The sequence below is a fragment of the Proteiniphilum sp. genome (assembly GCF_040307845.1).
Classification (GTDB): domain Bacteria; phylum Bacteroidota; class Bacteroidia; order Bacteroidales; family Dysgonomonadaceae; genus Proteiniphilum.
Map to the genome: position 1 here is coordinate 24,695 of NZ_JAWRIS010000058.1, position 26,091 is coordinate 50,785.

General features: G+C 44.1%; 19 protein-coding genes. 17 read left to right on the forward strand and 2 right to left on the reverse strand.

Features of this window, described 5'->3' with window-relative positions; all coding sequences use genetic code 11:
* The 17 genes from ABV001_RS13265 to ABV001_RS13345 all read left to right on the forward strand — a co-directional run bounded on the left by ABV001_RS13265 (window position 1) and on the right by ABV001_RS13345 (window position 24,532).
* The gene (locus ABV001_RS13265; RefSeq protein WP_352423247.1) at window positions 1-1,662 is read left to right on the forward strand and encodes a RagB/SusD family nutrient uptake outer membrane protein; all 1,662 of its coding nucleotides are present in this window, start codon (window positions 1-3) and stop codon (window positions 1,660-1,662) included.
* 120 nt (window positions 1,663-1,782) lie between these two features.
* On the forward strand, window positions 1,783-3,195 hold the full coding sequence (locus tag ABV001_RS13270) for a sulfatase family protein (protein ID WP_352423248.1): 1,413 nt from the start codon (window positions 1,783-1,785) through the stop codon (window positions 3,193-3,195).
* 7 nt (window positions 3,196-3,202) lie between these two features.
* A complete protein-coding gene (locus tag ABV001_RS13275) occupies window positions 3,203-4,030 on the forward strand; it encodes a hypothetical protein (RefSeq protein WP_352423249.1) in 828 nt (275 codons plus the stop codon).
* 11 nt (window positions 4,031-4,041) lie between these two features.
* Window positions 4,042-4,599: a gluconate 2-dehydrogenase subunit 3 family protein gene (locus tag ABV001_RS13280; RefSeq protein WP_352423250.1), complete on the forward strand. Its 558-nt coding sequence runs from the start codon at window positions 4,042-4,044 to the stop codon at window positions 4,597-4,599.
* Window positions 4,589-6,256 carry a GMC family oxidoreductase gene (locus ABV001_RS13285; protein ID WP_352423251.1) on the forward strand — a complete coding sequence of 556 codons (1,668 nt, stop codon included), beginning with the start codon at window positions 4,589-4,591 and terminating at the stop codon, window positions 6,254-6,256. The genes ABV001_RS13280 and ABV001_RS13285 overlap by 11 nt, the downstream gene beginning before the upstream one ends.
* Window positions 6,253-7,260: a multiheme c-type cytochrome gene (locus ABV001_RS13290; protein WP_352423252.1), complete on the forward strand. Its 1,008-nt coding sequence runs from the start codon at window positions 6,253-6,255 to the stop codon at window positions 7,258-7,260. Before ABV001_RS13285 ends, ABV001_RS13290 begins: the two co-directional genes overlap by 4 nt.
* Window positions 7,261-7,298: 38 nt before the next feature.
* Window positions 7,299-8,294: a sugar phosphate isomerase/epimerase family protein gene (locus ABV001_RS13295; protein ID WP_352423253.1), complete on the forward strand. Its 996-nt coding sequence runs from the start codon at window positions 7,299-7,301 to the stop codon at window positions 8,292-8,294.
* 11 nt (window positions 8,295-8,305) lie between these two features.
* Complete coding sequence (locus ABV001_RS13300; RefSeq protein WP_352423254.1) at window positions 8,306-11,077, forward strand: alpha-L-rhamnosidase; 2,772 nt, start codon at window positions 8,306-8,308, stop codon at window positions 11,075-11,077.
* A gap of 59 nt (window positions 11,078-11,136) precedes the next feature.
* Window positions 11,137-11,826: an SGNH/GDSL hydrolase family protein gene (locus tag ABV001_RS13305; protein ID WP_352423255.1), complete on the forward strand. Its 690-nt coding sequence runs from the start codon at window positions 11,137-11,139 to the stop codon at window positions 11,824-11,826.
* Between the two features lie 3 nt (window positions 11,827-11,829).
* Window positions 11,830-13,302 carry a glycoside hydrolase family 28 protein gene (locus tag ABV001_RS13310; protein WP_352423256.1) on the forward strand — a complete coding sequence of 491 codons (1,473 nt, stop codon included), beginning with the start codon at window positions 11,830-11,832 and terminating at the stop codon, window positions 13,300-13,302.
* 30 nt (window positions 13,303-13,332) lie between these two features.
* Window positions 13,333-15,519, forward strand: coding sequence for an alpha/beta hydrolase (locus ABV001_RS13315; RefSeq protein WP_352423257.1), 2,187 nt, complete (start codon window positions 13,333-13,335; stop codon window positions 15,517-15,519).
* Between the two features lie 57 nt (window positions 15,520-15,576).
* Complete coding sequence (locus ABV001_RS13320) at window positions 15,577-16,947, forward strand: FAD-dependent oxidoreductase (protein ID WP_352423258.1); 1,371 nt, start codon at window positions 15,577-15,579, stop codon at window positions 16,945-16,947.
* A gap of 118 nt (window positions 16,948-17,065) precedes the next feature.
* Window positions 17,066-18,499: a Gfo/Idh/MocA family protein gene (locus ABV001_RS13325; RefSeq protein ID WP_352423259.1), complete on the forward strand. Its 1,434-nt coding sequence runs from the start codon at window positions 17,066-17,068 to the stop codon at window positions 18,497-18,499.
* An 11-nt stretch (window positions 18,500-18,510) separates the two neighbouring features.
* Window positions 18,511-19,230: a T9SS type B sorting domain-containing protein gene (locus ABV001_RS13330; protein ID WP_352423260.1), complete on the forward strand. Its 720-nt coding sequence runs from the start codon at window positions 18,511-18,513 to the stop codon at window positions 19,228-19,230.
* A 108-nt stretch (window positions 19,231-19,338) separates the two neighbouring features.
* Complete coding sequence (locus ABV001_RS13335) at window positions 19,339-21,540, forward strand: alpha/beta hydrolase family protein (protein WP_352423261.1); 2,202 nt, start codon at window positions 19,339-19,341, stop codon at window positions 21,538-21,540.
* Window positions 21,541-21,552: 12 nt separating this feature from the next.
* Complete coding sequence (locus ABV001_RS13340) at window positions 21,553-22,917, forward strand: sulfatase (protein ID WP_352423262.1); 1,365 nt, start codon at window positions 21,553-21,555, stop codon at window positions 22,915-22,917.
* Between the two features lie 4 nt (window positions 22,918-22,921).
* A complete protein-coding gene (locus ABV001_RS13345) occupies window positions 22,922-24,532 on the forward strand; it encodes a sulfatase family protein (RefSeq protein WP_352423263.1) in 1,611 nt (536 codons plus the stop codon).
* Between the two features lie 8 nt (window positions 24,533-24,540).
* Here the strand turns inward: ABV001_RS13345 and ABV001_RS13350 are convergent, their stop codons facing one another.
* Window positions 24,541-24,813: a hypothetical protein gene (locus tag ABV001_RS13350; protein ID WP_352423264.1), complete on the reverse strand. Its 273-nt coding sequence runs from the start codon at window positions 24,811-24,813 to the stop codon at window positions 24,541-24,543.
* A 124-nt stretch (window positions 24,814-24,937) separates the two neighbouring features.
* On the reverse strand, window positions 24,938-26,053 hold the full coding sequence (locus ABV001_RS13355; RefSeq protein ID WP_352423265.1) for an AAA family ATPase: 1,116 nt from the start codon (window positions 26,051-26,053) through the stop codon (window positions 24,938-24,940).
* Window positions 26,054-26,091 lie beyond the last annotated feature (38 nt).

The following is a 26,091-nucleotide window of genomic DNA, read 5'->3' on the forward strand; positions in this document are numbered from 1 at the left end:
ATGAAAAAGAAAATATATATTTTCGCTATTCTGATATTATTCGTCCTGTCCAACTCCGGTTGCAATGACGGATTTCTGGATACCACCCCGTATGATGGATTTTCTACCACAATGATATATTCATCTGACGCCAATGCCACTTATGCTATAAACGGCGTTTATAATGTACTGGCAAACAGATCTTTTGAAGTAAGTTTTTATAACTACGTAACAAATCTGGGTCCTGAAAGTTATGAACATGGGCGCGCTGCCTACGGTTTAAGTCATGCAAAAGGTCTGGCAACGACAAGAGACACCGAAATATTAAGCAACTACAGGAATTTTTACCGTCCGATCGTATATGCTAACGATATTATTGCCGGATTAGACGGAAACGAAAACGTTTCCGCAGAATTGAGGGAAAGATTAATTGGTGAAGCAAAGTTTATGCGAGGGATCTGCTATTTTTATTTATGGAATCTGTTCGGGAAAGTAGTTATTTTGGATAAACCTACTCCTGTTAGCGAAACCTATCTGCCCAGGAACTCCGAAGAAGAGGTAAAACAATTGATTATAAGCGATTTTCAGGATGCTATAAACCGGTTGCCAGTATCCTATTCTTCGGCAGCCGATGTGGGAAGGATCACCAAAGGTGCAGCAATTGCTATGCTTGGTAAAACGTACATGTACGATAAACAATGGGAGAACGCGGTTGTACAGTTTGAAAAATTACTCAGTTCTCCATTCTCATACGACCTTGTTCAAGATTATGCGCATAATTTCAGCATAAACCATAAAAACAATGTAGAATCGGTTTTCGAACTGCAATATGTGAATCTTGAAAACCTTGGAAGCTCGTTTGACCGATGGTATGGGAATCGCTCGACCGCTGCTACCGGGGGAGACCGTGCCAACATGTCTTCACAGTCGCTTTATGTATTTACGAATCTCGACGGCAGCAGTATCGACCTTTCAACCATACCCAAACGAAGCAGTTATCCGAATGACCTCGAACATGGCAAGGCACTGATACCCTGGTATCAGGCTACTTTTGCCAACGCTGATCCCAGGCTGCATAAAAGTGCGATTCTACCCGGTTCTACTTATGTAGGTGCAGGGGGAATAACCCGCATGCTTTACTGGCCCCAAACAAATTACATATCTGCAAATCCCCCGGCAATTGCAACCACATATTCTGCCGATGCAAAAATACTTATTCGAAAATTTGTAACTGAAGGAGATGTCCATCTTTTATACCGGGAAGACAGTCAGATGAATTATCCTCTAATCCGGTTTGCAGATGTTCTTCTAATGTACGCCGAAGTCAAAAATGAGGCTAGCGGAGCAGTTTCCCAAGTCTATAATGCATTGAACAGGGTCAGAAACAGAGCCCAACTTGTTGATTTGCCCAACGGTTTATCGAAAGATGACATGCGTAGGAATATATGGTTGGAGCGTTACCGTGAACTAATGTTCGAAGGTCATCTCTACTTCGATGTTAAAAGATGGCATGTTGCTCATACCAATGATCCTATTTTTGGGCTTAATAATGATATTTATGATTTTCGACTGGAAAAAGTATTTTTCAAAAAAGTATTCGTAGAAAATAAAGATTATTTATGGCCTATTCCGGGAAATGAAATTGATATTAACCCTCTATTGGATCAAAATCCTAATTGGTAAGTATTTTTGGTTTTTAGCAATTCAAATCATCTATTACAAGGTCGGAACAACAATCCGACTTTGTAATAGCATAACATACAACCAAATCTATAATGGTTTCCTGCAGAAATAATTAAAAGAATGAATAAAAAACCGAATATTTTAATAATCATCTCTGACCAGCAGAACATTGATTCTATAGCCGCGTACAACCACATTTTTAAACATGAAGCCTATCATTGCCATTGGGTGAAAACTCCCAATCTCGACCGGATTGTAAAAAAAGGCTATTCTTTCATCGAATCGCGTTCGGTAAACCCAGTATCTTCTCCCGCACGCTCCTCTTTTTTCACAGGACGGTACACCGTCGAGACGGGGGTAACCAACAATGGGTTGGGGATAGACATGAATGTACCCAATATTGGAGAATGGTTAAGTAAATACGGGTATTATAACGTTTATTGTGGCAAATGGCATGCGGGCGGAAGGTGGACCTATCCAGAGGTAGAAGGTAACTGTATAGTTCCGGGGTTCGAGACCCTTCCTGTTGGTATGACTGCGCCGGGCCTGACTGGTGATTACGTCGATTACCAAGTTAGCGGGGCATTAAGCGGTTTTATCAGGAACTATTCGGATGAAAAGCCGTTTTTTGCTGTAGCGGGGCTGATGAATCCACACGATATATGTTACTGGAAAGGCAAGTTTTTACCTGAGGATGACCGCTTCGGACTTGGAGAAGAAAGACCTCCTGTCCCTCCGAATCAGGTTGCTGAATTTGAACTGGAATTTAAGGATATGGATATTCACCGTCAATTATTTGAAAAGCGAAATGATCATTTTTCAGAAGATGAATGGAGAAACTATATTTACGATTATCAGCGAATGATTGAAAAAGTGGATTCCGATGTAGGACGAATACTGGATGCTGTTGAAGCGCGTAATGATGAAACTCTGGTAATCGTTACCAGCGATCATGGTGAAGGTGCGGCCCGGCATAAACGGACAGAAAAAAATTCCCCCTATGAGGAATCCCTGCAGGTTCCCTTGATTTTCTACTTACCATCAAAAGTCAGACAAAACGTCTACGATACTTCCAATATGGTATCAGGCCTTGATATTATGCCTTCCATTTGTGGTTTTGCAGGAATCCCTACTCCACCCAATTGTCGTGGGGAAAATCTGTGGCCAATTGTTACAGGAAAGTCCCATTCAAAAAAAAGGAATTTTACCATCAGCGAATTAAAACAAACTATTCGGATCGTCAAAAAAGGCGATTTTAAATACGTAAAATTCTACCAGTATTCCGGTGAAAGAGAAAGACCTTTTGTAAGGAAAAATGATGGCGGGTTTGAAAAATTTCAGCCGGGCAATAGCCGTGACCAGTATGTTGAATCAGCAATAAAACTGTTGTTCAATCTTAAAAAAGATCCTTGGGAAAATGAAAACCTGGCGAAAGATAGCCAATACAGTGAAGTAATCGACCGGATGGAAGAATTATTACAAAGGGAGTATGAGAGTGTTGTTATTCCGGGTACCAGTTATGTAAGACAATAGTAAAAGTATGGAACGACGATTATTTTTAAAGAAGAGCGCCATTTCGGCATGTGCACTCTCACTGCCGTGGCAGGCCTTGTTCAGTTCAGTGAACGACCCACATTTCGAGCCGTGGAAACAAACGGATGAGTTCTCCATACGAAAATTGGACAACATACTTGGAGAATACAACTGGCCTGTTCCCAGCAATTTCAATCCGTTATCATACAAATCTCATTACAAGGCGATCAGCCTAGTTCAGGGAGTGGAACAAGGACTTCTTGTTTTTGAAAAAAGGAGAGAATCAGCAAAGACAAAGTATCTTTTTCAAATGCAGCGATACATCCCGAATGGATTTACTTATACGGTAACAGGGAAACTACATCCTGTGGACGGCAACATACCCTGGGTGCAAGATTGGGAAAGCAGTTCGATGGTATGCCGCAAAGAGACACAAACCCCTTGGCTGAAAAGTAACCGTTTCATCGAAGGGAAGAGAGAAAGAAAAGAAGTGCTTATTTTTGAAAAAGGAAACGAAAAGAGAGTAAAGATCAATATCGATACACCTCTTACATGGAAATGGGGTATGATTGACCTTATTCCGATAATGGCAGCGGCCAATATAAAATCGCTCAGTTTCGCCACCTTGGATGAAACAGATATTATTTATTCGGAGCAAAAAGCCCGGTTTAGAAAAAATATTTCGCTGTCGGATGGAAAGGGTGGAAATAGAAAAATAAATTTCAACGTATATGATGTGACGGGGGTGGGAGTTATTCCAACGGTCTATTGGGTCGACGAATTTGGGCGGACAGTATTTATCATAACCGGTACGGAAGGGTATTTATTGCTTTAAATGTGAAATCGATGCAAATCATGCTAAACCGAAGAAATTTTATCAAGACATTGGGTCTGGTGTATGGCACTATTTTACTGGCACCTTCCTGTTCTTCCGTACCTGAACCCTATTATCGGGTATTTACAAAACCGGAAATCGACTGCCTGATCGCTTTAAGCGAACGGATTATTCCTGCCGATCACGATCCGGGAGCGACTGACGCGGGTGTGATCAATTACATCGACAAGCAGACGTATTTGCGTTTTCCCAATGATCTGGCTATATACAGGAACGGGATCGTTTCGTTACAAGCCTATTGCAAGGGGAAACACGGACAGCTGTTTCAGCAGTTGGCAGTTGCGCAACAGGTCGAGATCATGCAGCAAATGGAACGGGATAGATTAGAGCAGGAATATTGGCAAGGAAGTAGCCAGTCCACATTTTTCAACTTGGTCCTCAGCCGCACGATGCAGGGCTTCTACGGTTCGCCGCGGCACGGGGGAAACAAGGATTACGTAAGCTACCGGATGTTGAAGCTTGATTATCCACTCTTGATAGGACAGAACAGATACAGGAATGAAAAATAGACATGTGAACGTGGTGGTGGTCGGAGCGGGCGCCGGTGGTGGAATTGTAGCCAAAGAACTGGCGGTGAGCGGACTTTCAGTAATTCTTTTTGAACGGGGATATTGGCCGGATTACGACAAGCATATCAATGATGAACTTATTTCCCAAAGAACACAAGTTTTGGATAGTGCTTACGGTCCCGACTGGAAGAAGAACCCGAGGGTTTTGGTCAATCCCGACGGCGAAAGAAGGGTAGTGACTCCTGCTGTGGGAGGATATGGTCATAATGCCGCCTGTGTTGGCTCGGGTACGGTAACCTACGGAGCAATGGCCTGGCGTTTCATGCCCGAAGACTTTATGCTGAAAACTCTTTACGGCCATGTGGAAGGCTCCACATTGGAAGATTGGCCAATAACCTATGATAACCTGGAACCATATTATACCAAAGCAGAATGGGAAATCGGTGTAGCCGGTGATGAAACCAATCCTTTTATGGGTAAAAGGAGTAAATCCTATCCGATGCCCGCATTTGAACATAACAAGGAAGGACAACTGCTGTTTGATACCTGCAAACGGATGGGGTTACACCCTTTTTCGATACCGATGCTACGTAATTCCGTGGCATATAACGGAAGGGCAGCATGTATCCGCAACCGCACTTGTGTGGGATATGCATGTCCGGTAGATGCAAAGAATGGGACTCAGAACACGGTAATTCCTACAGCCATGCAGACCGGGAACTGCCAGGTAAAAACCGGTTGTATGGTTGCCGAGATTATTGTAGACGACAAAAGCCGTACAAAAGGAGTCAGGTATTTCGACGAGAAAGGGAAAGGTAGGGAACAGACAGCCGATGTGGTTGTCGTTTCCGGTGCAGCGACCGAAACTGCACGATTGCTGCTCAATTCCCGGTCGAAAATGCATCCCAATGGTGCGGGAAATAACAACGACTGGGTGGGTCGCAATTTACAGGGGCATGCTTATGCAGGAGCGACAGGATTGTTCGATTTTGATGTTCTTGATTTGACAGGTCCCGGGGCTACGATGGCAATTTGTGATTATAACCATCATAACCCCGGTTTGATAGGAGGCGGAGCACTCTGTACAGAATTTTACCAAATGCCCTATGCATATTCCCGTAATCGGCCTACTGGTGCTGCCACGTGGGGAAAAGAACACAAGGATTACCAGCGACAGAATTATTTCAGGACACTCCGACTACACGGGCCTGTTCAGGAAATGCCACTATTTGACTCCCGTGTGACCATTGACCCCAAGGTGAAAGATCATTGGGGAATACCGGTCGTCGCCCTCTCTGGAGGACGTCATCCGGTTGACAGGGAGAATTGTCTGTTTCTGTCATCCAGAGCGGAAGCCATTTTAAAAGAAGCAGGGGCTTACAGGACATGGGTAACCGGCATTCCCGGTATCAAGTCCCAATATCCCAGCGGCGGCCAGCATCAGGCCGGGACATGCCGTATGGGCAACGATCCAGCGACATCAGTGGTCAATTCTTTCGGGCAGGTACATGAAATCGACAACCTGTTTGTTGCAGACGGAAGCGTGCTGGTAACCAATGGCGGGTTTAATCCTGTGCTTACTATCATGGCTGTCGCATATCGCACCGGCGAATATATAGCCAAGAATTTCAGAAGCATTAAACCCCATGCAATATGAAAGGAAAGAGACAGAAAATATATTCCCTGTCAGTTGCCGGAGTGCTGCTGATATTTTTACTTGCCAGTGCATATACAACATGGAACAGGCTCGACCCTGAGTATACCTGTGCCCAGTGTCATGAGATAGCCCCATCTCATGCCCTGTGGGCGGGTTCCGCCCATGCGGGGGTACAGTGTATTCAGTGTCACGGGACTGCCCTCTCCAATGGGTTTCACTCGTTGAAAGAAAAGTCGCGGATGGTTTGGGTACATGTTTTCGGCGATAAATATAATGATGATATACATCTTACAGAAACGCAAGTATTGGAACTTTCACAACGCTGTATCGAATGTCACCAGTCAGAGTATGCAGGCTGGCTATCAAGCGGCCATGCGGTTAACTATGAAGAGATATTTATGGACAGCTTGCATAATACCATGGAAAAGCCTTACTGGGATTGCTTCCGTTGCCATGGAATGTTTTATGATGGAGATATCCACACGCTGATGTCGTTGAGTGGAGAGTCCCCTCAGGAGTGGACGATCAGGGATGAAAGGCAAAAGTCACGCGCCACAATGCCATGCCTGGCCTGTCATCAGATACATACGGAAAACCCGGTATCGGACCGGTATATTTCCATGAGTGATACAACAGGCAAGACAATCCGTCACCCGTCCACAGCGCATTATATACGGGCAGATAAAGAATATCTTCGCAGTGACCATTTGACTCGTGTTAAAATAATAGATGACAGCCTGATAGTAAACAGTGCTACCGATAACAATACCCTGTTATGCATGCAATGTCATTCTCCCAATTTTCAACGGCATGCAGGCAGTGAAGATGACCGTACTCCGACTGGCGTACACGAAGGTATAAGTTGTACCTCCTGTCATAAACCCCATTCAAATGATACACGGGAATCATGCGCTCAATGCCATTCTTCGTTAACAGCGGAGCAAGTGGATGCGGTGTATGCGAATCCTCACGGATATAAGACTTTACACAACATATCAAAATAGTTCGGTAGTTTCATCCGGATAAATAAGCTTTGAAGATTATGGAAAATGTAAAACAGACACGTCGATCTTTTATCGGAAAAATAACATCGGCTGCAGTGATGGCATCCTTGCCGGGAATCAGAGCAAATGCAGCCGATATAAATAGATCACCTGATCCGCAAGTGACAGAGAAAAACTTTACCATTTGCGCCTTTTCGAAGATATTTGACCAATTGGGAGAGGATATGTTTTCTTTTCTCGCGGAAATCGGGTTCGAAGGTATCGATCTAACGGTTCGTCCCGGCGGATATGTATTGCCTGAAAATGTGGAAAAAGAGCTACCAAAGGTTGTAAATACCGCAATAAAAAAAGGATTGTCTGTCCCGATGATCTCTACCGCCATCGAAGAAGTTTCCGAAACAAATACACGTAAAATATTGAAAACAGCCGCTGAATGTGGTGTAAAATATTACAGACCCAATTGGTTCAGGTATGATAACAGTCTGGGTATCGACCGAAACCTGGATTTTTTCAGGAAAAGATTAATGAATTTATGCGAGCTAAACGCAAAATATGGCTTGAAGGCAACCTACCAGAATCATTATGTCTTCAATAACCACTTGGGAGGAATATTCGGTTCCCCCATATGGGATCTTTGGACGGTGATCAAAGACATGGATCCCCGTTACATGGGTTGCCAATACGACATACACCATGCCGTAGCGGAAGGGTTTACATCGTGGCAGATAGGTCTGAAAGCGATAAAACCGCACATCGGAACATTGAGCGTCAAAGATTTTATCCTGGATAAGAAAGATGGCAAATGGGTAGTTAAGACAGTACCTATGGGAACCGGTGTAGTTGATTTCGATGCTTTCTTTAAGATCATCGGCGATGAAAAAATTGTATGTCCCCTATCTGTTTTTTTTGAGTTTCCGGTATTGGATAAAACAGACTGGGCACTTTCAATAAACGATAAGATAAGAAAGATGTATCCTATTGTAAAGAATGAATTGGATACTTTAAAGTCATTTATGAAATATTCAAACCGTTAAATCAACCTTTCATGAAAAAGTTCTTGTTGTTACAGTTAATAGCCGGATGCCTTTTTTTGATGACATGCACCGGAGACCCTGCAATGGTTAAAGTGGAGCGTCTCCGTTGTGAGATGTTGGTCAATCCTGTCGGGATTGACAATCAGACACCCCGGCTAACGTGGGAGATAACTGCTGATGTGCGGAATGTTTACCAAACGGCTTACCATATACTGGTCGCCTCATCCGAAGAAAAATTACATTCAAACGAGTGCGATTTATGGGATTCGGGAAAGATTAAATCCGGACAATCCGTCTATGTTACTTATGAAGGAGAAAAGCTGAAAAGCCGGGACGAATGTTTCTGGAAAGTAAAGGTTTATACGAATAAGGGTATGTCGGAATGGAGCTCTCCGGCATCATGGAGCATGGGATTGGCAGATCAGTCCGACTGGCAGGCAAAATGGACGGGACTGGACAAAAGTTTTTCTTGGGATAATCCCGATAACTATATTAGCCGTTTATCTGCAAGGTATTTCAGGAAAGAATTCAGACTCGATCAGGATATCCAAAAAGCAACCCTGTATATTTCCGGGCTTGGATTTTATAAATTACACCTTAACGGGGAAATAGTGGGTGATCAGGAATTGGCACCTACTCCGACAGATTACACCAAAACAGTTACATACAACACATTCGACGTAACTCAACATATTAAAAAAGAGAGAAATACGATAGGCGTTATATTGGGTAACGGGCGATATTTTTCCATGCGCCCCAAAGTTGACGAGCGTCGTGAAGTACGTCATTTTGGGTTTCCTAAAATGATCGTACAACTCGAAATTGAGTTTTCGGACGGAAGCGGACAAACGATTATAAGTGATGATTCATGGAAGGTGACAGCTGATGGTGCTATCCGCTCGAATAATGAGTTTGATGGCGAAGAATATGATGCAACGAAAGAGATGCCGGGTTGGGACATGCCAAATTTTGATGACAGCCTATGGTTGAACGCTGAACTTGTCGACCCTCCGGGCGGGCGGTTGAAGGCACAACAGAATAAAAACATGAAAGTGATGAGCATTGTCCGTCCATTAAGTATCACCGAAATTAAGCGGGGTATATATATCATGGATATGGGGCAGAATATGGTTGGTTGGCTCCGGATGAAAGTCAAAGGGAAAAAAGGTGACCGGGTTAAGTTATGTTTTGCCGAACTGTTAAACGCAGACGGGACGCTCTATACCGATAATCTGAGGACAGCCCGGGTAACTGATATATATACCCTGAAAGGGAGTGATGAGGAGATTTGGAATCCGGTATTTGCTTACCACGGGTTTCGCTTTGTTGAAATAACAGGATTTCCTGGTATCCCGTCAATAAATGATTTCGAAGGACAGGTAATTTACGATGAGATGGATCGCACCGGTCATTTTGAAACATCCGATTCTACAATTAACCGGATTTATAAGAATGCCTGCTGGGGAATCAAGGGTAATTATCGGGGTATGCCTACAGACTGTCCTCAACGGGATGAACGTATGGGCTGGCTAGGCGACCGTGCTACAGGGTCGCTAGGCGAAAGTTTTATATTTGACCACAATAATTTGTATTCCAAATGGCTGGGCGATATTGAAGATGCACAACTGAAGAATGGAAGTATCCCCGACGTAGTCCCAAATTACTGGAGCATGTACCGCGATAATATGACCTGGCCGGGAGCCTACCTGATCATTGCCAACATGCTGTATGAACAGTTCGGGAATATGGAACCGATCATTAAACACTATGATTCAATGAAAAAGTGGCTCTATTATATGCGTGATAGCTACATGGAAGATAATATTATGCTGAAGGATCGCTATGGGGACTGGTGCATGCCTCCCGAATCTCCTGAGTTAATTCACTCGCAGGATCCGGCACGCAAAACCGAGGGTGCTGTTTTAGGTACGACGTTCTACTACCATATGCTTACCCTCCTGGAACGGTTTGCCAAATTGCAGGGTAAATTATCAGAAGCAGAGGAGTTTGCGGATCAGGCCCTAAAGGTAAAAGATGCATTTAACGATAAATTTTTGAATACAACAACGGGGCAATATAGTAACAATACGGTTACAGCCAACCTCCTTCCTCTTTGTTACGGTATGGTCCCCGAACAGTACAGGGAATCTGTTTTTAAGAATGTCGTTGATAAAACGATGGGAGAATACAAGGGGCATGTCAGTACAGGACTGGTTGGTATTCAATGGCTGATGCGGGGACTGTCCGACAACGGCCGACCGGATATTGCTTTAAAGATAGCGACAAACCGCAGCTACCCAAGCTGGGGATATATGATTGACCAGGGGGCAACCACTATATGGGAGTTATGGAATGGAGATACCGCCATGCCATCGATGAATTCCGCTAACCATGTCATGTTACTCGGCGATCTTATTGTCTGGTTCCATGAATATCTTGCAGGTATCCAGAATAAAAAGGGGAATATCGCTTTCAAGGAAATCATGATGAGACCCCTTATACTGGAAGGATTGGATTATGTCAAAGCCGATTTCCGTTCGGTTCATGGCCTGATTAAAAGTTCGTGGAAAAAGCAAAACGGTTATTTTATATGGGATATTACCATCCCCTGTAATACTACTGCCACAATCTGTGTCCCGGCTATATCGGAAGAACATATCTCCGAAAGCGGGAAAAGAGTGGCATCCGTGGAAGGGCTTACATTTAAAAAAATGGATAACGGATATGCTGTTTTCGAGGTAGGTTCAGGAAAATATCATTTTACCTCCATGTTGGATAAATAATTCAGTACAAATAATCCCAATAAATAAAAAATGAGACATTGTAAAATTCTATAGAAGCTATGGTACATAGATTGTTGGTAATAGCAACTGTTTTTTTGGGTTTTTCATTCTGGTCAAAACCGTTGCCTCGTGTTTTTCTGATAGGTGACAGCATTTCGATGCATTATACACCCTATTTGAAGCAATACTTGTCGGAAACAGTTCAATTGGACAGGAAGGGAGATGACGGCGAGGCTGGAAAAAACCTGGATATTCCGGTGGGAGCTAACGGAGGGGATTCACAGCGGGTTTTGGAATATCTCCAAGACAGATTCAAAGATAAGGATTTCAAGCTTGATTATCTGTTGCTGAACTGCGGATTACACGATATCAAACGTGATCCGGCAACCGGTACCATTCAGATAGGAGAGAACGACTACAGGAGAAACCTAAGCGAGATATTTCATATTTCAAAAAAAAAGGGGGTAAAGCCCATATGGATAAGGACAACATGGGTAGTAGACAGTATCCATAACGCAAAATCAACAGGTTTTCAACGTTTCGATGCGGATGTCAGACGATATAATGCTATTGCCGACAGTATCTGTAATAAAAACGATATTCCTGTCATCGATCTGTATCATTTCAGCAAGCAAATAGGCGCCAACCAATTCATCGACCATGTGCATTTTAAGGAACCGGCAAGAGTCTTGCAGGCAGCATATATTGCAGGTCATATTGAATGTATCATACAATCAAAACAAAAATAACAAATGAAACGATCGATATTCCTTGCAGTATGCATAGCCTTATTTTATCATATTGACATAAAGGCTCAAACATTTAACATCCTGGACTATGGCGCTAAAAACGACACATCGGTATTAAGTACCGAAGCCATCAACAAAGCTATTGACGCGTGTTCCAAGGCAGGCGGAGGAAAAGTGGTGTTTCCGGCGGGAAATTTTAAATCTGGCACCATTGTCATGAAAAGTAATGTATATCTGTTCCTTGAAAATGGAGCATGCCTATACGCCAGTACCCGGCAACAGGATTTTCCCCGTCAGCCCCTGCCGGCATACCGGTCACAAAAGGATACGGGAGGATGGTATGCATTGATATATGGCGAAGGACTGAATAATACAGGCATTACCGGCAGCGGCACTATCAACGGCCAAGGTGCGTTACAGAAATCCCGTCCCGAGTGCCTGACCGGTGACAGGGACGGGCGGCCGAGAAATATCCTTTTCATATCCTGCAACAATATCCATGTCTCCGGTATTACCCTGATGAATTCAGGGATGTGGTGTCAGCATTATTTGAACTGCGAAGATATGGTGGTAGATAAAATCAAGGTTTTCAACCACAGCAACCGAAACAACGACGGCATCGATTTCGACGGATGCCGCAGGGTGGTCTTAACCAACAGTATTATTGATTCCGATGATGATGGAATTGTCCTTAAAAGCACCGGAATTTCTCCCTGTGAAGAGATCATTGTTTCGGGTTGTATCGTAAGCAGCCATACCAATGCTATAAAATTGGGAACCGAATCTACCGGCGGATTCAGGAATATCTCCATTACCAATTGCGTGATCAGGCCCTCAAGGAGTACCACTAAAAGCATATTCAATACACCTAAAATAGGAGTTTCGGGAATTTCACTCGAAATAGTAGACGGAGGAACGATGGAAGGCGTACTGGTAAGCAATATCACCATAGAGGGTACAGAATGCCCGTTGTTCGTGCGATTGGGTAACCGGGCACGCAAACATGTGGAAGAGGCACCGGAGCCACCGATGGGAGTGATGAAAAACATCATGATCAGTAATATCATTGCCTATAATGCCGGTAATTATTCCTCATCCATCACGGGTGTACCGGGAGGAAAAATAGAAAATATCACCTTGCATAATTTTCGTGCTTACAGCCGGGGAGGATTGAAAGAAGGGGAATTTATCCCGGATTTCACACAGGTGAAAGAAGATGAAAAGGGTTACCCCAATCCCGGCGTATGGAAGAACCTACCAAGTTATGGTCTATTTATCAGGCATGTAAAGGAAGCTGTTATCGACAATGTAGGCTTTGAAGCGCCGGATGAAATCCGCATACCTGTCATAGCAGTGGATGTCGATCACCTGGTAATTAAGGAGATGACGGTACCCAAGTCAGCAACGGATGTGCTGTTGGAGAATGTGGAAAAATTCAGCATTGATCAAAAACTCATCGTCAAAAAGCACAATTGATTTTTTAAACAACTATAATACCAAAAGCTAATGGCATCATTATTAATGAAACAGAAGTTTGGGACGGCATTCTCCATAGGAATACTCTATACACTCCTATTTGCCGTGAGTGCATACACTCAGGATGAATTAAACGTCATAAGCAAATGGCTGTATTTTAAAGATCCTTCCTTCACCTTGTACAACCATTTTTCGGAGCAGGCATATGCACAGTTGAACCAAAGAAATGAAACGATAGAAAAAGTCAACACCCTGGAAGGTTGGAAACAGAGGCAGCAGGAAGTACGTGAAACACTCCTAGATATTGTCGGTCCCTTCCCTGAAAAGACGCCACTCAACGCACAAGTAGTAAGAATCGTCAAAAAAGAAGGATTCAGGGCCGAGCATATTATCTATGAATCTCGTCCGGGATTCAAAGTGACCTCCACCCTGTTTATTCCCGAGGGGCTGAAGCGAAATGAAAAAGGACCGGCGATTATTTACTGCAGTGGACACGGACCTATAGCGTATCGTTCACAAGGATATCAGCATATGATTCTTAATCTGGTAAAAAAGGGATTCATTGTATTTGCATTTGATCCTGTAGGACAAGGGGAACGTCTGGAATATTACAATTCCGAAACAGGCAAATCGGATATGGGGTCACCTACCAGGGAACACTCTTATCCAGGGGCACAGACCCTTATAGCAGGAAGTTCCCAAGCAAATTACATGATCTGGGACGGGATTCGTGCGGTGGATTATTTGTTGACCCGTAAAGAGGTGGACGGGTCGCGGATAGGTATCACCGGGCGTTCGGGAGGAGGCACACAGTCGATACAAATCGCCGCCTTTGACGACCGTATATTGGCTGCGGCACCGGAGAATTATCTGACCAACTACACCCGTTTACTCCAGTCGAGGGGTCCCCAAGATGCCGAACAGAATTTTTACCACGGCATCTACAGGGGAATCGACCATCCTGACCTGTTAGAGGTAAGAGCACCCAAACCGGCACTGATGGTGTTGACATACAATGATATGTTTAATATTCAGGGAGCCAGAGACACTTACAGGGAAGCTGCAAGAATTTATGAAGCATATGGGAAAAGACAAAATATGGAAGTAACCGAAGATTTTGGCGGACATACCTCCACCAAGAAGAACCGGGAAGCAATCTATGCCTTTTTCCAGAAACATCTGGGGCATCCCGGTAATCCCCGGGATGAAGAAATAACCCCTTTAAGCCGGGAGGAAATCCGGATTACCCCTACGGGACAGCTCTCCACATCGTTGGGTAGTGAAACAGTCTTCAGCCTTAACTATAAACAGTCGGAAGAGAATCATACAAAACTGCAAAGGGCGAGGAGACCCGTCCCCAACTGGCATTCACAAATAGTTACACAGGCAAAAATTCTTTCGGGATACCTTAAACCGGAGAATCTACCGGACCCGGTTTTGACAGGGATCGTCAAAAAAGAGGAATTTATTATCGAGAAATATTTTCTGATGGGAGAAGGTGACTATCCGTTACCTTATCTGCTGTATGTTCCTGAAAGATTGAACAACAAAGGAGTGCTTTACCTGCACCCCCAGGGGAAAAAGACCGATTCGCTAAGTCTTCTCCAGATTGATGCACTAGTGAAGGAAGGTTTTATTGTGCTTACCCCCGATCTTCCCGGAACGGGCGAAACATTTCCATTAAATTTCCAGGGTGATGCCCATTTTGGGGAGGTATCCTACAATTTATGGTTTGCATCATTCCTGGTCGGAAGAACTATTCTGGGTGTAAGAGCAGGCGATGTAGAACGGCTGACGACGGTGATGCAGAAAGATACACGGATTCACGAAGTTCATGCTATAGCCAAAGGCAATATGTCTCCCGTACTGCTTCACAGTGCGGTCTTTTCTCCTGTTTTTAAGCGTATTGCTTTAATTGAACCGATATCTTCGTACCGTGCCGTAGTGATGGAAAAATATTACTCTCCCGCTTATATCCATAATGCAGTGCCGGGCGTCCTCTGTCATTACGATCTACCCGATCTGGCAGGGAGCCTCGCTCCTGTTAAACTACTGATAACCGATGCAGTGGATGGAACAGGGAAAATATCGGATTCGCCAATCATCAGGGAAGACCTTTCCATCATAAGAAACGGATACACTGCAAAGGGGGCCGTTGATAGCCTTGTTATTTTAAATGGGGCTACTTCCGAGAAATTAGCAATATTCTTTAGGTAACTATGCGAATCAGTATTTGAACTCTTCGCGAATTTTTACAACAATGTAACTATAATTATGGAACGTAGAAAATTTATTCAAGTGAGCGGATTATGTATATTGACTCCATCATTGGTCATACCTGAAGCAAAATCAACTCCCGGTTATGCCTCTTCCCGAAACGCTATAATGGAAAAAAGAAGGGAAGTGCCGGTAAAAGGTTATTATGATGTGATTGTCTGCGGAGCCGGGCCTGCAGGGATTGCCGCTGCTATTGAAGCAGCAAGAAGGGGGGCTTCGGTATTGTTGGTCGAAGTACACGGATGTTTAGGTGGAGTATGGACCTCAGGTTTGCTTAGCTGGATACTTGATTATAAAAACAAGACAGGCCTTTTAAAACAAATTGCCGATGATCTGATGGGTCGGGGTGCGATTTCTTCCATACCGACAAGTAGTTCTTTACCGTTCGATCCTGAACAGATGAAGTTGCTACTGGAAGAGTATTGCCTGGATGCAGGGGTAAATGTAAGACTCTATACCCGGGTTGTTGCCGTCCACAAAGAAAAAAATCGTCTTACACATATCATTACCGAATCGGGTTCGGGACGGGAAGGTTGGTATGGGAAAATGTTTATTGATGCAACAGGAGACGGAGACCTGGCAGCCTTGGCCGGATGTAATTTCGATTACGGCGACCCGGAAGATGGTTCAGCGCAGCCTGGTAGCTTGCTGGCAGTTATTGGAGGCATACACTTTGATGAAATAAAAGAATATGTCCGATGGGAAGGGGATTACCAATCCGCATCAAAAAAACGACTCCTCACGCTCATTGAAAAGGGAGGGCACTCTCCGTCGTACAGGCAACCTTCTATATTCCCGATACGGAATGATCTTTTTATGATTATGGTCAACCATGAATATGGATGCAAGAGTTCTGACACCGATTTACTGACACAGTCAACCCTTAACGCCAGAAGAGAGATTAACTTGGTCATTAACGCAATAAAGGCAAATGGCAACGAATGGAAGGATATCAGGCTAATAGCCACTGCAGAACAGATTGGGATAAGGGAAGGCAGAAGGATACACGGGCTTTACACCGTTACCCTTCAGGATCTGATCGAAGGGCGCACCCATGATGATGCTGTTTGCAAGGTAACGTTTGGCATTGATGTCCATTCCGTGGCATTGGAACATGAATCAGGAAAAAGTTACTCGAGAGGATATAAATCCAAACCCTATGATATCCCCCTAAGGGCACTGATAGCCAAAGATGTGCAGGGATTAATGATGGCCGGTCGTTGTATCAGTGGCGATTTTCTCGCCCACTCAAGCTATCGTGTTACCGGAAATTCCGTGACGATAGGAGAAGCCGCCGGAAAAGTATCCGCTTTTGCCGCATTAAACAATATACTACCGCAAAATACACCAAAAGAGGAATTCCAGTAAAATCATTAAAACACTCATGAGATACAAATCTCTACAAAGATATAATTAAATGTTTTGTTTTTTCCTTCTAGCGGGTTCTTTGATTGATTCTTGTCTCTGGGGTCTAATTCTTAAATGTATGAAACGAAGAAAATTTTTTGAAACAGCATCATATGGAGCTGCCGGACTTTTAATGAGTTCATGTTGCTCACCGAAAACGGAAAACAAACCTGGATCGAAGAGGATGGAAACTCCGGACACCCCACCCTCCTATAGAAACAGTATCAAATCTTCTTTTACGGTTGAAAATGGAAAAAGCATCAATGATAAGCTAATTGTGGGCGTTATTGGTATGGGAGGATATGGAAACTACCTGACGCAAGAAATACTCAAGTTGAATAATAACATCCATATCAAGTATGTGTGCGATGTGGATGATACACGCGGAGGAAAGGCAATAGTAGAAATAAAAAAAGTTCAGGGAAACAATCCCATACGTGTAAGGGATATGAGAGTGATCTTCGACGACAAGGAGGTTGATGCTGTATTTATCACTACACCCCAACACTGGCATGCACTGGCTACCATCTGGGCTTGTCAGGCAGGAAAAGATGTATATGTGGAAAAATGTATCTCTTACGACATATATGAAGGCCAGAAAATGATCGAGGCCGCCATGAAGTACGAACGGGTCGTGCAGTGCGGCACACAGAACAGGAGTGCCGGTTATGTACTCAAGGCGCAGGAATACATCAACAGCGGTGAACTGGGCGACCTTGTATCGGTACATATCCGCGAGCTTGATCCGGGGCCATTACCATTTCAGGAAAAAAACGAATCGAAGGCTCCCGACACCATAGACTGGAACTTATGGCTGGGTCCAGCCCCCGAAGTGCCCTACAGTATCTCGAGGAATAAATCGTGGGGATATTACTGGGATTATTCCGGAGGGTTGGCCATGTCGAACGGGATCAACCACCAGCTGGATATGGCTCGACTGATATTGAACGACCCGGGTTTCCCGAAGTCGGTTTATTGCACTGGGGGGCGCTATTTTTTTGATGATGCCAGGGATATACCTGATTACCAGATGGCCACGTTCGATTACGGGAAATTTGTATTGACACTGGAAACCGGGGAGTGTACACCCTACTTGTCGAAGGCAAGCAATGAAATACGCTTCGGGGAAGGGTTCCCCGAATGGAAACTTAATTCCGATTGGGTATTGATCCAGGGTACAAAACGGATGATGTATGTGGGAAGAATGGGCGGCGGTTGGCAGGTATTCGATAAAGGCGGCGAAATTGTGGCACAGGAGAAGGGATACTATCCCATACAGGCACACCTGGAAAATTTTATCGATTGTGTCCGTTCAAGGAAGCAGACCAATGGTAACATCGTGGAAGGACACCACAGCGCCGTTATAATGCATCTTGCCAACATGTCCTACCGGGCCGGATGCAAACAGCTGTTGTTTGACCCCGAAACAGAAACCATACTCAATGACAAGGAAGCAAACAGGCTTATCTTCAGAGAGTACCGCAAAGGATTCGAGGTTCCCCGAAATGTATAGAATAGATATAGATGAAAACAAAGCATATTCTTGTTCTTTTCCTTGTAGCGGCAATAATTGTCGCCGGTTTTTTCCTTGTAGCCTATTCCCGGGTTTGGGGTAAGGCCGAACTCGAATTCAAGATCCATATCAATGAACAGTTGGTTCTGGAATCGGTGTATGGAGAATCTCCCACTTTTGCCATCTGGCTTGAAGAGCCGTCGACAGGTAAAGTGAAGACAGTTTTCGTGACAAACAGAGCAGGACAAAACGATTGGGAAGGAAAAGTGAGTGTTCCGGCTTTACCTTTGTGGACGAAGATCAATACCTTGGAATCTGAACAACAGGTATTTAAGAACACCTTCTTTCATGATGTGGATGCCATATCGGGAGCAACTCCCACTCCGGGTTACTTTACCGTCAGGAATAAGGTTAAACCCGATAGTATCAAGTTGTTTTGCTGGATAGAAATGAATCTTGCCGGCGACTATAATGAGTTCTACAAGGAATTTGATGAAGAGACTAAAATATCGGATGAGTATGCCATCGGACAACCGGCTTTAGTTTACAAAGCAACGATTTATCCGAAAACAGGGAATGTCTTTATCCCGGAAATTGTGGGGATGAGCGGAACGGATCCTGTTAAAATGATCCAACCAGTACAAGGGATTACCACAGCGAAAGATATTTTTGATGAAATCATCATTTCAATTGTCAGACCTAAACCAAAAATTATAAATAATGCGAAATAATCTTTCAAAAAGTAATAAAAAAACGGCAAGAAGGTATACTCCACAGTTATTTCCTCTCTCATTACTCAAAGGGTTCAACAAAAAATAGTAAAATTTAATAATTAAGAAATGAACAATCCATTTATTTTTACCCAATTAAGAAGTGTGATCCGACTGTATTTGCCGGCCTTTACTATCTGTTTCTTTATTTTTAGCAAGGGCACTGCCCAAACTGATTTTCGGGCCATTCACGGGTGGCTTAGCTTCAAATCGACATCCGATGCCTTATACGGACATTTTTCAGAGGAAGCTTATGATTTGTTGTCGCAACGAAACGAGTATGTCAGGAAAATAGATACGCAGGAAGGCTGGAAGCTACAGCAGGCGAAGGTACGGGAAAAGCTTATGGAAATAGTGGGTCCTTTCCCTGAGAAGACTCCTTTAAACCCACAGGTCACCAGAATAATCGACAAGGAGTGGTACCGTGTGGAGCATATCATCTTTGAATCCCAGCCGGGATTGTATGTGACATCCTCATTGTTTATCCCCAAAAGCCTGAAGAAGAATGAAAAGGCGCCAGTGGTACTGTATGCCAGCGGACATACCGATGCCGGTTACAGAGGAGGATATACCCGTATTATCCTGAACCTGGTGAAGAAAGGGTTTGTTGTTTTTGCCTGGGACCCCATAGGACAGGGTGAACGTAAGCAATACATTGACCCCTCAACCGGAAAATCTATTGTCGGAGGTCCTACCCCGGAGCACCTCTATACAGCCCTGCCAACTTTCCTCAACGGCAGTTCACTGGCACGTTATGTGATCTGGGACGGGATACGGGCAGTGGATTATCTGCTGACCCGCAAAGAAATAGATCCGAACCGTATCGGTATCACAGGCCGTTCTGGCGGAGGCTTCCAATCGTTGTACATTCCCGCTTTCGATGACCGCATCTATGCCACCGCCCCGGAGAACCACGTCACCAATTGTACGCGCATCATGGAGAAGATCGGCCCGCGCGATGGGGAGCAGAACCTGTACCACATGTTCGCCAACCAGATAGACCACCCCGACTTATTGACAACCAGGGTCCCAAAACCGACACTGATCATAGCTACAGCCAACGACATCTTCAATATCGACGGGACGCGTGAAACCTATAATGAAGTAGCCTCCCTCTACAAATCTTTCGGGAGAGAGGCTGATTTCATGATGGTGGAAGATATCGCAGGTCATGCCTCCACAAAGGACAATAACGAGGCCATATACGCATTCTTCCAGAAATATCTGAATAATCCGGGTGATCCTTCCCACGAGGAATTGGGTACGCTCGCCGATGAGGAACTGAGGGTCACCGCCACCGGACAAGGAGTCACATCTCTGGACAGCAAAACCGTTTTTGATTTCAACAGTGAAGAAGGAGAGAAACTGGCCAAAAACCTGAAAGAATTATGGAAGCAATACAATCCGACACATATAGTGGCATCGGCAAAAAAATATACCGGATACAGGGAGCCCATAGCTGGCAAGCCGGTGATGACGGGCGCTATCAGGGGAGACGGCTATACTGTCGAGAAATATTTTGTCAAAGGGGAAGGGGATTATCCGATACCGTACTTGCTAGTGGTACCCGAAGTCCCGAACAACAAGGCCGTACTATATATCCACCCCTCGGGGAAAGCCGCACAGGCGGGCAAGGACGGGGAAATAGAATGGTTCGTGAGAAAAGGATACACGGTATTAGCACCGGATTTAATCGGGACAGGGGAGACCGGCCCAGGCGACTGGTCGGGTGAAAAGGACTTTTCCCATAAGATAAATACGGGGTTGAAATACCAGGTCTGGTACGCATCGATGTTTGTCGCCAGAAGTATTGTAGGAGTGAGGGCGGCCGATGTCGTCAAGCTGGCAGGGGTACTGGAATCACAGGGAGCGGAGCAGATATACGCTGTAGCTGACTACACCATGGCTCCCATTCTACTGCATGCCGCTGCATTTAACACAAACATCAACAGGATCGCATTGCATCACCCCCCCATGTCATACCGGTCGATTGTTTCCACCAAATTCTATTCGCCCTCCTTTACCGAAATACTGATCCCAGGCGTGTTACAGTCCTACGACCTTCCATATCTTGCCGCCACATGTTCTCCCCGGCGTATAATCATGCTTGATGCGGTAGACGGAGCGGGGGAAAAAGCCGAAATAACATCAGTGAAAGCCGAATACTCGGAAGTATCGGATATTTACAGGAAAAACAGTGTGGCCGGTAATTTTATCCTGTTAAGCGATTCAAATGTTGAAGCCATGTTTGAACTTCTGGTAAAAGATTAAAGGGGCAGTAATATGAACATAAGAAATATCCTCCCGTTAGTCACTTTGAGCACTTCGGTTTCCTTACAGGCCTCTTGCCAGCCAAAGTCCGAATATCCCAACGTTATCTTTATCCTGGCCGATGACCTGGGACTGGTACAGACTTCGGCCTACGGGAGCGGTTACTACAGCACGCCAAATATAGACAGGCTTGCCGGTGAAGGCGTGCGATTCACCAATGCCTATTCGGCGGCGGCCATCAGCTCACCAACCCGCGCCTCTATCATGACAGGGAAATGCCCCGCCCGTTTACATATTACCGATTTTATCCCCGGCTCCAATAGGCCGGATACGCCGTTGAAACAACCCGAATGGCAGATGTTCTTGCCACTGGAAGAAACCACCGTGGCAGAAATCTTCAAGGAAAGGGGTTACCGGACGGCACTGTTCGGCAAATGGCATCTGAGCCGTGAGAAATTCGGCCCCGAAAGTCTTCCCTACTATCCCGACAAACAAGGCTTCGATGATTATTTTGTCATTGACAAGCCCGGAAAGAATGACGACCCAGAATCCGACCCACATAAATCGGACTCCATAGGCAACGCCTCTGTCCGTTTTATCCGTGAGAATGCAACATGCCCCTTCTTCCTATTCGCAAGTTTCAGCGCTATCCACAACCCATTGATGGACAGTGCCGACTCCATAGCGTACTGGAGAAATTTGCCGGGTAGCGGTGAACCGGAAAATAATCCGGTCATCGCGGCCATGCTTTCGCGTATGGACAGGAATATCGGCAAGATACTGGAAACACTGGAAGAACTGGACTTGGCAAAAAACACGTTGGTTATTTTCTATTCAGACAATGGCGGATTGGCGGGTGACGCCCTCCAGACACCTTTACGCAACGGGAAGGGATGGCTTTACGAAGGTGGTATACGGGTTCCGCTGGTCATCCGTTGCCCAGGGGTGACCGGAAGAGGGACGGTTTGTAATGAACCTGTTTCATCATATGATTTTCTTCCTACTTTTTGCGACCTGGTGGAAGTAACTCAGCCCGAGAATATCGACGGGGTCTCATTGCTTTCACTACTCAGCGAAGGTACTGCTTTGCTCCAAAGGGATCTTTATTGGCATTACCCCCATTACCATAGTGTCGGCATGACACCCGGGGGTGCCATCCGTAGCGGCAAGTGGAAACTGGTAGAATATTTTGAGAAGAGCCTTACCGGACAAATGGACAGCGCCTTTGAATTGTATGATCTGGATAACGATCCGGGGGAAAAGGACAACCTTGCAGGTAGCCGGCAGGATATTGTCCTGGATATGGCTGCAAAATTGAGACATTGGCGCAAGCAGACAGGCGCTCAAATGCCTATAAAACGATATAATAACAACTAATTATATGGATATCCGTTTTGTTTCATCTGTCCTGTTGTGCTCTTTACAGTTAAATTCGTATGCGCAAACAGAAGAACGACCCAATATTCTCATTGCCATCAATGATGATCAATCTTATCTGCATACAAGTTTTGCGGGAGCTCGTTTTGTAAATACCCCGGGGTTCGACATGGTAGCCCGTACCGGAGTATATTTCTCCAACTGCTACTCAGGTTCACCGGGAAGCGCACCATCACGAAGTGCATTGGTAACCGGACGCTATCACTGGCAAAACGAACAGTCAGGACAACATGCATCTGCATGGTTGAAAAAATATATTCCGATTGTCGACGTGTTCGATGCTAACGGTTATCATACCGGCTTCACCGGGAAAGGGGTAGGCCCATTCCAATATGCACGCGATGAATCCGATTCATTATGGAGAAAAGTAGATGCAGCCGGGAAAGCCTATAATAAATACAAATACACAAAAGGGGATGACTCCGATCCACGAACAGCCGGGGGAATCGGTCCGGTAAATTATTATGAGAACTTCCGTGACTTCATGCAGCAAAAGAAGTCCGACCAGCCCTTTTATTTCTGGTATGGATCAACCGAACCTCACCGTGGTTATGAGGAAGGCTCATGGAAGCGGAACGGCAAGAATTTAAACGACGTGGATGTTCCCGCATTTTTTCCGGATAGGGAAGAAATCAGAAGCGATATATTGGACTACGCCGTAGAAATAGAATGGGCGGACATGCACCTGGTTAAAATGCTGAATTATCTGGATTCTATCGGAGAACTGGATAATACGATTGTAATTGTTACAGCCGACAACGGCATGGCATTCCCCAGAGCCAAAGCCAATTGTTACGAATACGGCATCCATGTTCCCCTTGCGATCAGCTATCCCAACGGATTCCGTGCAGGAAGAATTATCGACGATCCTGTCAATTTTGTGGATATTGTACCCACCCTTTTGGAGATAACAGGACTGAGACCCGAAGAGATGATGCCAGTCTCGGGGAGAAGCATTGTAAATATCCTCAAATCAAAAAAATCCGGTATTGTTGATAAGACAAAAGAATATGTTTTCATGGGAAGGGAAAGACATTCCTCCTCGAGATGGAACAACTTGGGATATCCGCAACGGGCTGTCTGCAGCACGGAGCATTTTCTGGTGTGGAACATGAAACCCGAACGTTGGCCTGCCGGAGCACCCCAGGCATTAAATGCAAAAACAGGCGAACTGTTCCCGATGTATGGAATTGATACAAACGGGATTCATCATTCCGAATGGGCTTTTACCGATGTCGATGCCGCTCTCTCCAAATCATTCCTGATAGAAAACCACATGGATCAGGAAATTCATCCCTACTTTAAGCTGGCTTATGCAAAACGCCCTGAATTTGAATTGTATGATATTATCAATGACCCTTTTTGTCTACATAATTTAGCTGGAAATTCCGCATATTCCGATATTGAAACCCGAATGAAAGCCAGGTTAATGAAAGAGTTGGAAAAATCAAAAGATCCACGGATCGTAGGCCCTGACGCAGAAATATTCGATACTTATTTACGATATAGCCCCATTCGCACATTCCCCAAACCGGACTGGGCTAATTGTGATTGAGTATTTCTTTATGCATGTTTTTTAGTGAAATAGAGATAAAACAGGTTGTAGATCTCAGGATAATAGTTCATTTTTTTTCGCCCTTTCAATCCCAAGAAAATAGAAGAGATGTACTCTTCCCCCATTAAATCTTTCAATTGATGGAAATCTTGGAGGGTTCCGTGATTAAGTATGGTCTCCACCAATAACTCATCGCTTACCTCTGTTTTCTTATCTTCGGGGATATACCAAAATAGAGGGCTATGTTTACGTATAAATGCTTTAAGTTCGGGTGATCTCATGTGATGACTCTGTTTTAATTATCCTGTTTATCCCCTCCTAATGAGATGATTTAAAGCAAAATTACGAAATATATACTGAAAAACAAAATCTTCTTATAGACAAACAGGCACTCGAATAGAAAAGTCATTCATTCTGTAGCCAGCGCATCAGGAATTTATCTTCTACCTCATAATAAGGCTCTTCCACGGACAAATTATGATAGATAATTGCCTTGTCAACGAGTGCTTCCAAATTGCGTTTTAATGTGGAAGTAGACCCTAAATCATGTTTCTTTATGAACTCCTGTGAATAGGGCTTGTAAACCATTTCTTCCGATGTAACTGCTTTCAAAGTTTTCCATTGTGTCTTTGTCAATAGGTTTCTATATTGAAAATAAACAGCCTCATTCTGTTGCACCAATTTATAAAGCGTTTCCTTTACCTCTTTTTCTCTTATAAGTGTTATCTGATCAGCATAAATTTCATGACATAGACGTTGTGTATAATAGGTATGCCCACAGGTAAGGCTCAAAATCATTTCCGGAATTTTCTCATCCATCTTCACTCCTACCGCATGAAATGAATTCTTAATAAAAGAGACATATTCTCCCTTGGGTATTTTTTTCAGCGTCATAAAGTTAGTACTTCCGTAAAAGGGTCTTTTGGTACTATTGAAAATTTCGATCATCAACCGACTATCACTTCCTAAGAATATAAAAGAGATATTGTGTAGATTTTGTATAATTGTTCTTAGTAAAGCCTCCACATTTTTTTCAGGATATAAAAGTATCTGTTGAAACTCATCAATAGCAATTACTACCTTTTTTTCCTGTTGATCCAGAAAAGAGAAAAGTTGGGGAAGGCTTTTTTCTATCTGTTCAGTCTGAGAAATATCCAGCGTTAATTCAGGTTCTCCGCTCAATGCATTTATTTTAAGTACCGGGCGTAATAATTTAATGTGTTCCCAGAATTTTCTCCCAATACTTTTATGTATGGGAAACTCTTTATAAATAGCCGTGGCTAAGTAATCTGTAAATTCTTTTAAGGAAGAAGTAGGAAAAATATCCAGATAAATCGTACTCTGCGTTTTCTTCAAAAGATAAAAGACATGCTTCATGAGAGCTGTCTTCCCGATTCTTCGCTGCGAAAATACCGCTGTATTACTGAGATTATGTATATTCTTCAATAAAATTTCTGTTTCTTCTTGTCTATCGCAGAAGTAGTCGGGTCCCAAATAATTATTTAACAAAAATGGATTCATAATATACGTGCCTGTTTAAATTTCAAGCAAATATATGC

What these genes read in the sequence shown, in the direction of transcription:
- ABV001_RS13270 (WP_352423248.1), top strand. Translation starts at nt 1,783, where the DNA reads ATGAATAAAAAACCGAATATTTTAATAATCATCTCTGACCAGCAGAAC.
- ABV001_RS13265 (WP_352423247.1), top strand. Translation starts at nt 1, where the DNA reads ATGAAAAAGAAAATATATATTTTCGCTATTCTGATATTATTCGTCCTG.
- ABV001_RS13295 (WP_352423253.1), top strand. Translation starts at nt 7,299, where the DNA reads ATGGAAAATGTAAAACAGACACGTCGATCTTTTATCGGAAAAATAACA.
- ABV001_RS13355 (WP_352423265.1), bottom strand. Translation starts at nt 26,053, where the DNA reads ATGAATCCATTTTTGTTAAATAATTATTTGGGACCCGACTACTTCTGC.
- ABV001_RS13280 (WP_352423250.1), top strand. Translation starts at nt 4,042, where the DNA reads ATGCAAATCATGCTAAACCGAAGAAATTTTATCAAGACATTGGGTCTG.
- ABV001_RS13305 (WP_352423255.1), top strand. Translation starts at nt 11,137, where the DNA reads ATGGTACATAGATTGTTGGTAATAGCAACTGTTTTTTTGGGTTTTTCA.
- ABV001_RS13325 (WP_352423259.1), top strand. Translation starts at nt 17,066, where the DNA reads ATGAAACGAAGAAAATTTTTTGAAACAGCATCATATGGAGCTGCCGGA.
- ABV001_RS13350 (WP_352423264.1), bottom strand. Translation starts at nt 24,813, where the DNA reads ATGAGATCACCCGAACTTAAAGCATTTATACGTAAACATAGCCCTCTA.
- ABV001_RS13315 (WP_352423257.1), top strand. Translation starts at nt 13,333, where the DNA reads ATGGCATCATTATTAATGAAACAGAAGTTTGGGACGGCATTCTCCATA.
- ABV001_RS13290 (WP_352423252.1), top strand. Translation starts at nt 6,253, where the DNA reads ATGAAAGGAAAGAGACAGAAAATATATTCCCTGTCAGTTGCCGGAGTG.
- ABV001_RS13335 (WP_352423261.1), top strand. Translation starts at nt 19,339, where the DNA reads ATGAACAATCCATTTATTTTTACCCAATTAAGAAGTGTGATCCGACTG.
- ABV001_RS13310 (WP_352423256.1), top strand. Translation starts at nt 11,830, where the DNA reads ATGAAACGATCGATATTCCTTGCAGTATGCATAGCCTTATTTTATCAT.
- ABV001_RS13300 (WP_352423254.1), top strand. Translation starts at nt 8,306, where the DNA reads ATGAAAAAGTTCTTGTTGTTACAGTTAATAGCCGGATGCCTTTTTTTG.
- ABV001_RS13340 (WP_352423262.1), top strand. Translation starts at nt 21,553, where the DNA reads ATGAACATAAGAAATATCCTCCCGTTAGTCACTTTGAGCACTTCGGTT.
- ABV001_RS13330 (WP_352423260.1), top strand. Translation starts at nt 18,511, where the DNA reads ATGAAAACAAAGCATATTCTTGTTCTTTTCCTTGTAGCGGCAATAATT.
- ABV001_RS13275 (WP_352423249.1), top strand. Translation starts at nt 3,203, where the DNA reads ATGGAACGACGATTATTTTTAAAGAAGAGCGCCATTTCGGCATGTGCA.
- ABV001_RS13320 (WP_352423258.1), top strand. Translation starts at nt 15,577, where the DNA reads ATGGAACGTAGAAAATTTATTCAAGTGAGCGGATTATGTATATTGACT.
- ABV001_RS13345 (WP_352423263.1), top strand. Translation starts at nt 22,922, where the DNA reads ATGGATATCCGTTTTGTTTCATCTGTCCTGTTGTGCTCTTTACAGTTA.
- ABV001_RS13285 (WP_352423251.1), top strand. Translation starts at nt 4,589, where the DNA reads ATGAAAAATAGACATGTGAACGTGGTGGTGGTCGGAGCGGGCGCCGGT.